Genomic DNA, 7497 nt, shown 5'->3' with positions numbered 1-7497 from the left:
CCGCAACCGCGCCGCGACTGGCTGCTCGATTTGCCTGACGACGAGGTGACGTGGCATTTGATGGATGCGTCCCTTCAGATCCCGTCTGACGCTTGACGTTCACGATCTCTGTCATAAGGGAGATGGACAGGATTCAGGACAGCGGTGCCGGCGTCAGCGCCTCCACCGGCAATTGGAAAAAGCGCGGCACCATGGCCGGCGACAGCTCGTCGCCGCCGTCCGTCATGGCCAGGCGGCCGCTCAGGAGCAGCATGACGTAGCCGTGGCCCAGCGACCAGCCGGCGCTGGCGGCGGCGCGTTCCCAGCGCGGGTCGGCGCCCGCCTCGCGCACGGCCGCGCCCGCCGTTTGCAGCACGTACTGGAAGCAGGCCTGCGCCGCCGCCTGCAGTACGGGGAACTGGCGCACGTCCTGGTGCTCGAACATCAGCCGGTAGTGGGCGGGCGCGGCCAGGGCGAATTCGATGTATTGCTGGCCCAGCAGCTGGAAACGCTGCTCGGCCGGCAGGCTGCCCGGCGGCGGCAATTCCGTTTCCCATTTGGCGACCAGGCTGGCGAAGCCGGCCGCGGCCACCTCGGCCAGCAGGGCTTCCTTGCTGGGGAAGTGGCGGTACACGGCGGCGACCGACACGCCCGCCGTGCGGGCCAGTTCGCGCAGCGAGAGGGCGGCGTCGCTCTGTTGCGCCAACTGGGCGATGGCGGCGGCGAGCAGGGTGTCGCGCAGGTTGCCGTGGTGATAGGTGCTGGTGTTGCCCGTTGCTGTAGTCATTGAATGTTAATGCTGTTCACATTGTCGTGTATGATGACCATGTTATCACTGAAAACATGGAGATCGCATGCAAGAGATGAACAAGCTGGTCCAGCACGAGGCGGTACGCGCCGTGGCCTTGCCGCCCGGCGCCGGCATCGCGCCCCTGTATGCTGGAAGCAACCTGGCTGACGCCTATGCCGTCGCCTTGCCCACGGCGCAGGCGCGGCAGATGGACATGCCCGGCCTGGCGCGCATCGTGCTGGGCAGCCAGCCGGGCTGGGCGCGCAAGCTGATGGTGCTGCGCGACGCCATCGTCGCGCGCTTCGGCATCCAGACGGCGAAACAGCTGGAAGCCAAGCCAGGCAAGCGCATCGGCATCTTCCGCATTTATAGCGTCAGCGACGACGAGATCATCCTGGGCGAGGATGACAGCCACCTCGATTTCCGCCTGTCGGTGCTGCGCGACAGGAATGTGGGACGGCATGGCAGCGTGACTGTTTCCAGCGTCGTGCATTGCCATAACGGGGTGGGGCGCGCCTACATCCTGCTGATCCGGCCGTTCCACAAGCTGATCGTGCGGCGCTCGCTGGCGCGCGCGGCCAGGCGCGGCTTCGCCTGAGCGGGAAGCAGGACGACGGCAGGGGCGAGGACGGCAGGGGCAATCTTGCTTATTCATGCCCGGTATTGCATACTGCGCCACCAGCCTCATCCCCCGCCTCCCTTTCCGATCTCATGAACGATACGCTGCTACTGCTGGGTTTTGCCACCACGCCGCTTGAACTGATTTCCTTTGTCCTGGCACTGACAACCGTGGCGCTGAACATCCGCCAGAATCATTGGGCGTGGCTGTTCGCCATCATTTCCTCTGCCGCCTATGGCTTCGTGTTCTTCGAGTCGCGCCTGTATGGCGACATGGCCCTGCAGCTGCTGTTCATCAGCGTCTCGTTCTGGGGCTGGTACCAGTGGCTGCACCCGGCCAGCGGCGGCAAGACCCTGCCCGTCACGCGCCTGGACGGACGGGGCTGGCTAGCCTGCGCCGCGGGCTGGCTGGCGGGCTTCCTGCTCATCGCCTGGCTGCTGACGACGACGGACACGGACGTGCCGCACGCGGACGGCTTCCTCACGGCCGGCAGCCTGGTGGGACAGTTCCTGCTGTCGCGCAAGAAACTGGAAAACTGGGTCGCCTGGATCATCGTCGACGTGCTGTATGTGTGGCTGTACGTGCACAAGGGCCTGACCCTGACGGCCGTCCTGTATGCCTTCTTCGTCGTGATGGCCGTCATCGGCCTGCTGGCGTGGCGCAAGTCGGCGCCGGCCGCGCCCGGCGCGATGGTCCTCAAGTGACGGCGCACTGCGTGCGCGTGGCCATCCTGGGCGCGGAATCGTCGGGCAAGTCGACCCTGGCGGCCGCGCTGGCCGAGCGCTACGGCAGCGTCTGGGTACCGGAATACCTGCGTGAATTCGTGGAAAGCCAGGGCAGGGTGCCCGTCGCGGAAGACCAGTATGGGATTGCGCTAACGCAAGTCGAGCGCGAGGCGGCCGCTGCCGCGCACGCGAAGCGCTTCCTGTTCTGCGACACGACGCCGTTGATGACGGTGGTCTACAGCCGCCATTATTTTGGCGGCGCCGATGCGCGGCTGGCGGCCCTGGCCGCTGCCACGCAGTACGACCTGACGCTGGTGACGGCGCCCGACAGTCCGTGGGTGGCCGATGGCCTGCAGCGCGAGTCGGAAGCCGTGCGCCAGCTGATCTACCGCCTGCTGCTCGACGAGCTCGATACGCGCGGCATCGCCTACCACGTGCTGCACGACAGCCTGGAGGCGCGCCTGGCCCAGGCGGCGCCCCTGCTGCAGCAGGCGCTCGCTGCGGCGCCTGCCCATCCCCCCGCTTAGAAGTCGAACTGCGCCGATACCTTGAAGGTGCGGCTGGCGCCCGGGAACAGGTAGCCGCCCGCATCCGGCGTCACGTCGCGCCAGTAGAACTTGTCCGTCACGTTGTTGACGGTGGCGCGCAGCACGGCCGGCGTGCCCGCCAGGCGCGTGGCATAGGCGGCACCGAGGTTGAACACGCTGTACGAGGGCACGAAGGTGGTGTTGCTGAATTCAAAGGCCTTCTTGCCCGCATATTCCCAGCTGCCATTCACGTTCAGGCCCGCCACCTGCGGCACGGCATAGTCGGCGCGCACGGCCGCCTTCAGGGCCGGCACGTTGGGCACGCGCTTGCCGTCCAGGTCCGCATTGCCCGTGCCGGACTGCTGGCTGTTCAGGGCCGTGAGCGAGGCGCCCAGGCTCAGGTTGGCGCTGGCCTTGCCCTGGGCCGACAGTTCCAGGCCGCGGTGCTGGGCCTGGCCTGCGCGCACGAAGTTGTAGGTGCTCATGCTGCTGTCGAGGTACTGGTTGAATTCCAGGCCCTTGCGGATCTGGAACAGGCTGGCCGCGACCATGAGGTCCGCCGTCACATCCGCCTTCACGCCGAACTCCAGCTGTTTCGAGCGGCTCGGCGTCAGTTCCACGTTGGCATTGTTGGCATAGCGGTCGGCCGTGCCGCCATGTTCCATGCCGTGCGAGTAGGATGCATACACGGCGATATTGTCTTGCGGGTTGTACACCAGCGCCACGTTGGGCAGCAGGAAGTCGTGTTTGGCGCGGATTTCCGTCGCTGCCTTCAGCACGTACTGGTAGCCGTCCACATCGATATGACGCAAGCCGCCATGCAGTTTCCAGTTCTGGCCCAGGCTGACGATGTCCTGCACGAAGACGGATTTTTCCTTGTCGTTGCGCACCAGGCGCACGGGGCCCGTGACGCCAGTGGACGGGGCCACGACGACGGGGTGGTAGATGTTGCTGATGCCCACTTCATCATAGACGTACAGGCCGGCGCGGTCCTTGCGGTTGAAATACGATACGCCGGCCGTGAATTCATGGCGCAGGCTGCCCGTGGCGAACTTGCCCTGGAGCATGGCTTGCGCGCTCAGGGGCTTTTTCGTTTCACCGAGGCTGCGGAAGTCCCATACGGAAAAATCGCCATTGCTGCAGAACACGGGGTTCCAGCCTTCCGGGCTGCAGCCATACGGATACGCCGTGTAGTCGTCGCGCTTGAACGAGTGCTGGTTGGCCGAGAGGGTGGCGTGCCAGTCGTCATTGAAGGCGTACTGGAAGCGCAGGCCCAGGTTGCTGGTGACGGTTTCCACCGGATGCGTCCACGGCTGCTTGTTGAGCATGGTGTCGGCGCTGACGTTCGCCGGCAGGCTGCCATTGCTCAGCAGCTGGAAGCCGGGCGCCGTCACCTGCGCCTTGTCCTGGTAGTCGGCATCGAGCTGCAGCAGGGCCTGGGGCGAAATCTGCCAGTCGAAGGCGCCGGAAATGAACTTGCGGTTGCCGTCGGCGCCCTGGATGTAGGAGCGCAGGCGCTCGGCCGCCACGTTGACGCGGTAGCCGAAGCGCCGGTCTTCCAGGCGGCCGCCCAGGTCGACGGCGCCGTACAGGGTGCCCCGCTCGCGCGCTTCCACGGTGACGGTGCGCAGCGGGGCGGCGGTGGGGCGCTTGACGATGAAGTCGATCACGCCGCCCGGCGCGGCCATGCCTGCCTGCAAGCCGGCCAGGCCTTTCAGCACTTCGATGCGTTCCTTGTTTTCCAGCGGAATCTGCGTGTCGCCGGGAATGGCCACGCCATCCTTGCGGTAGCTGGAATTGTTGTCGAGTTCAAAGCCGCGGATGGTGAATTGCTCCGCATAGCCGACGGCGTTGTAGGAATCGTTGATGCTGGCGTCCAGCTTGACGGCGTCGCTGAGGTTGCGGATTTGCAAGTCTTGCAGCTCTTTTTGCCCGATCACGGTGACGGCGGCCGGCGTCTGCAGCAGCGGCGCATCGGCAAAGCCGCCGACGGAGGCGCGCTTGGCGGCCGGGGCCTTGCTGGCCGTGACGACCACTTCGGCCATGCTTTGGGACTGTGGCTCGGCGGCTTCGCCGACGGTGTCGGCAGCCAGGGCGGGCGCGGCAAACGCGTGCAGGATGGCCAGGGTCAATACAGGACGGGAAAAATGCGCAGATAAATTCGGTGTGGACATAGATTGCTCGTGGTTCAGGCCGTCTCGGGAAAGAGCACGGCAGGCTGCTTGTTCGGCTGGCGCCAACGCAGGAGCTATCAAAGGAGGGAGGTACTTTGCGCTTTCCTTCGCTGGCATTATCCAGATCAGGTACGAAGGGTATCTCTCACCCGGATGACAGCTCCAGGACCCCTAGCGAAATGACAGCTTAGCATGAACCACGGCCAGCTGTCCCCCTGGCTGACCGTTTTACAACAGTGTCGTGCGAAACTACAGACTCAGTTCCAGCACCTTGCGGCTGACTTCCGGCGTCACCTCGCGCTGCTCGCCCAGGGCCGTCATGCCGTGCGCTTCCAGGGCGGACACGACGGCGTCCACGCTGGCATGGTTCAGGCCGTAGTCGGCCAGGCGCGTCTTGACGCCCATGTGGCGGAAGAAGAATTCCGTGCGGGCGATGGCGGCCTCGATGCGGCCATCCTCGTCGCCGCCATCGAGGCCCCACACGCGGGCCGCGTACTGCAGCAGCTTGGCGCGCTTGGCCTGCTTGCGCACGCGCAGCATGCTGGGCAGGATGATGGCCAGGGTCTGCGCGTGGTCGAGTTCGTACAGGGCCGTCAATTCGTGGCCGATGGCGTGCGTGGACCAGTCCTGCGGCACGCCCACGCCGATCAGGCCGTTCAAGGCCAGGGTGGCGCTCCACATCACGTTGGCGCGCACATCGTAGTCGTCCGGCTGCGACAGGGCCTTCGGTCCTTCCTCGATCAGGGTCAGCAAAATGCCTTCGGCGAAGCGGTCCTGCACGGAGGCATTGACGGGGTAGGTCAGGTATTGCTCCATCACGTGCGCAAACGCATCGACGACGCCGTTGCCCACCTGGCGCAGCGGCAAGGTAAACGTTTTCGTGGGGTCCAGCACGGAAAATTTAGGATACACCTTGCGGCTCATGAAGGAGCGCTTTTCCTGCGTCGCCTTGCGCGTGATCACGGCCGAGCCATTCATTTCCGAACCCGTCGCCGGCAAGGTCAGGACCGTGCCGAAGGGCAGGGCGGCTTCGACGATCTTGCCGCCCTTGGCCAGGATGTCCCAGGCCTCGCCGTCGTGCAGGGCGGCGGCGGCGATGAACTTGGTGCCGTCGACCACGGAACCGCCGCCGACGGCCAGCAGGAAGTCGATGCGCTCGCTTTTCACGAGGGCCACGGCCTGCATCAGCGTTTCATAGCTGGGATTGGGTTCGATGCCGGCAAATTCCAGCACCGTGTGGCCGGCCAGCGCCGCCCGGACTTCATCGTAGACGCCGTTCTGCTTGATGCTGCCGCCGCCGTAGGTCATGAGTACTCTGGCCCCGGGCGGGATCAGGGCCGCGATGCCGGCGATCTGGCCCTGGCCGAAGAGGATTTGCGTTGGATTGTAAAAGTCGAAATTGAACATGGGGCTCCCGCTGCGGATGTGTAGGGTAGGCTGCTGCCGAGCCATGATTATGGCCGAACGGGTGGAATCGTGTCGTGGACGCTTGAGCTTTTCGCCCGCGCGGCGGAGAATGCAGCCGATGTCACCCACCACGCGAAAAGGAATGCGCATGACCACCCTCCCACTGGAAGAATCCGACCTGCCCGCCACGGCGCTGGACATGCACCGCGCCATCGGCGCCGCCATCGCCGCGCTGCAGGCGCTGGACCTGAACAGCCAGCGCTTCGAGGCCTGCACGGACCCGGAACTACGCCGCGTGCTGGCCCATGCGGGCGACACGAGCCGCAAGGAAGTGGCCATGCTGCTGGAATGGATGCGCCGCCGCGACGCCCGCCTGGACAAGGAAATGAAGGAAGCGCTGTTCAAGGCGGGTCCCATCGTGGCGCAGTACCATTACGATCAGAACGTGCTGTAACTATTGGTTTGTTGCTGTGGCGTACCATACGCCACCCCGGCGCCGTTTCGCGTAGACTGTGCCCCGATCACGATTTTGGGGGAGTTTGCAGAAATGAAATCATTACCATACCGAGAAGGCAGCTGGTTTGCCGTGCCCCTGCCGGGCGGCGGCTATGCCGTCGGCGTGGTGGCGCGCACGGCGCCTGCCGGACGCATCATGCTGGCGTATATGTTCGGGCCGAAGCGCGATACCTTGCCGGGCCTGGACGAACTGGAAGGCTTGCGGCCGGAACAGGCCGTGCGCCGCCTGCGCACGGGCGACATGGCCCTGCTCAACGAGCGCTGGCCCCTGCTGGGCGACAGCCGCCACTGGGAGCGCGACGCCTGGCCCATGCCCGCCTTCATCCGCCGCAACGAATCCCTGCAGCGCGCCTGGCGCGCCAGCTATGCGGACGCGGACCCGGCCAAGCTGGACCGCGAAGAATCGATCCCTTTCGACACGCCGGGCATGGAAAGCGATTCCCTGTACGGCTACGGGGCGACGGAATTGCTGATGAATAAATTGCTGGCGCAGGAGCAGGCGTCCGCCTGATGGCGCGGGGTCAGGCCCGACGGGACTGACCCCGGCATGCCGGCCTACACCGCCGGCAAACTGATCTGGAACGCCAGGCCGCCGCCTTCGCGGTTGCGCACCTGCAGTTCGGCGCCGTGGCGCAGCAGGACGCGGTCGACGATGGCCAGGCCGAGACGATCGTCCACCTGCCTGCGCCGGGTGTCTCCTACACCGCCGGCAAACTGATCTGGAACGCCAGGCCGCCGCCTTCGCGGTTGCGCACCTGCA

The 7497-nt window shown here is 65.7% G+C and carries 9 protein-coding genes and 1 riboswitch; of the genes, 5 read left to right on the top strand and 4 right to left on the bottom strand.

The features are described from left to right. Positions 1–133: 133 nt before the first annotated feature. Positions 134–766, bottom strand: coding sequence for a TetR/AcrR family transcriptional regulator (locus EBS11_RS27575; RefSeq protein ID WP_290608569.1), 633 nt, complete (start codon positions 764–766; stop codon positions 134–136). 67 nt (positions 767–833) lie between these two features. Between EBS11_RS27575 and EBS11_RS27570 the strand changes: the two genes are divergently transcribed. The 3 genes from EBS11_RS27570 to EBS11_RS27560 all read left to right on the top strand — a co-directional run bounded on the left by EBS11_RS27570 (position 834) and on the right by EBS11_RS27560 (position 2640). After that, positions 834–1367, top strand: coding sequence for a DUF2867 domain-containing protein (locus EBS11_RS27570; protein WP_290608567.1), 534 nt, complete (start codon positions 834–836; stop codon positions 1365–1367). A 113-nt stretch (positions 1368–1480) separates the two neighbouring features. Beyond that, positions 1481–2092, top strand: a complete 612-nt coding sequence (gene pnuC / locus EBS11_RS27565; RefSeq protein ID WP_290608565.1) for a nicotinamide riboside transporter PnuC — start codon at positions 1481–1483, stop codon at positions 2090–2092. Next, positions 2089–2640, top strand: a complete 552-nt coding sequence (locus EBS11_RS27560; protein ID WP_290608563.1) for an ATP-binding protein — start codon at positions 2089–2091, stop codon at positions 2638–2640. Before pnuC ends, EBS11_RS27560 begins: the two co-directional genes overlap by 4 nt. On the opposite strand, the gene EBS11_RS27555 is transcribed toward EBS11_RS27560, so the two are convergent. Beyond that, complete coding sequence (locus EBS11_RS27555; protein ID WP_290608561.1) at positions 2637–4814, bottom strand: TonB-dependent siderophore receptor; 2178 nt, start codon at positions 4812–4814, stop codon at positions 2637–2639. The two genes, EBS11_RS27560 and EBS11_RS27555, sit on opposite strands and share 4 nt — an antisense overlap. A gap of 85 nt (positions 4815–4899) precedes the next feature. Then, positions 4900–4997: riboswitch (TPP riboswitch) on the bottom strand. A 66-nt stretch (positions 4998–5063) separates the two neighbouring features. Further along, entirely contained in the window at positions 5064–6221 is a 1158-nt protein-coding gene (locus EBS11_RS27550; RefSeq protein WP_290608559.1) for an iron-containing alcohol dehydrogenase, read from the bottom strand. A 148-nt stretch (positions 6222–6369) separates the two neighbouring features. On the opposite strand from EBS11_RS27550, the gene EBS11_RS27545 reads away from it, so the two are divergent. Next, positions 6370–6675 (top strand): hypothetical protein, encoded by a 306-nt coding sequence (locus EBS11_RS27545; RefSeq protein ID WP_290608558.1) that lies wholly within the window; start codon positions 6370–6372, stop codon positions 6673–6675. A gap of 93 nt (positions 6676–6768) precedes the next feature. Beyond that, positions 6769–7248, top strand: a complete 480-nt coding sequence (locus EBS11_RS27540; RefSeq protein WP_290608556.1) for an Imm26 family immunity protein — start codon at positions 6769–6771, stop codon at positions 7246–7248. Positions 7249–7292: 44 nt separating this feature from the next. Here EBS11_RS27540 and EBS11_RS27535 read toward each other — a convergent pair whose 3' ends face one another. Continuing rightward, positions 7293–7415, bottom strand: coding sequence for a hypothetical protein (locus EBS11_RS27535; RefSeq protein ID WP_290608574.1), 123 nt, complete (start codon positions 7413–7415; stop codon positions 7293–7295). Positions 7416–7497 lie beyond the last annotated feature (82 nt).

Source organism: Janthinobacterium sp. (assembly GCF_009923995.1).
GTDB lineage: Bacteria > Pseudomonadota > Gammaproteobacteria > Burkholderiales > Burkholderiaceae_D > Janthinobacterium.
This window is presented reverse-complemented; position numbering and strand designations above follow the sequence as displayed.

What these genes read in the sequence shown, in the direction of transcription:
- EBS11_RS27550 (WP_290608559.1), bottom strand. Translation starts at nt 6,221, where the DNA reads ATGTTCAATTTCGACTTTTACAATCCAACGCAAATCCTCTTCGGCCAG.
- EBS11_RS27570 (WP_290608567.1), top strand. Translation starts at nt 834, where the DNA reads ATGCAAGAGATGAACAAGCTGGTCCAGCACGAGGCGGTACGCGCCGTG.
- EBS11_RS27545 (WP_290608558.1), top strand. Translation starts at nt 6,370, where the DNA reads ATGACCACCCTCCCACTGGAAGAATCCGACCTGCCCGCCACGGCGCTG.
- pnuC (WP_290608565.1), top strand. Translation starts at nt 1,481, where the DNA reads ATGAACGATACGCTGCTACTGCTGGGTTTTGCCACCACGCCGCTTGAA.
- EBS11_RS27555 (WP_290608561.1), bottom strand. Translation starts at nt 4,814, where the DNA reads ATGTCCACACCGAATTTATCTGCGCATTTTTCCCGTCCTGTATTGACC.
- EBS11_RS27540 (WP_290608556.1), top strand. Translation starts at nt 6,769, where the DNA reads ATGAAATCATTACCATACCGAGAAGGCAGCTGGTTTGCCGTGCCCCTG.
- EBS11_RS27575 (WP_290608569.1), bottom strand. Translation starts at nt 766, where the DNA reads ATGACTACAGCAACGGGCAACACCAGCACCTATCACCACGGCAACCTG.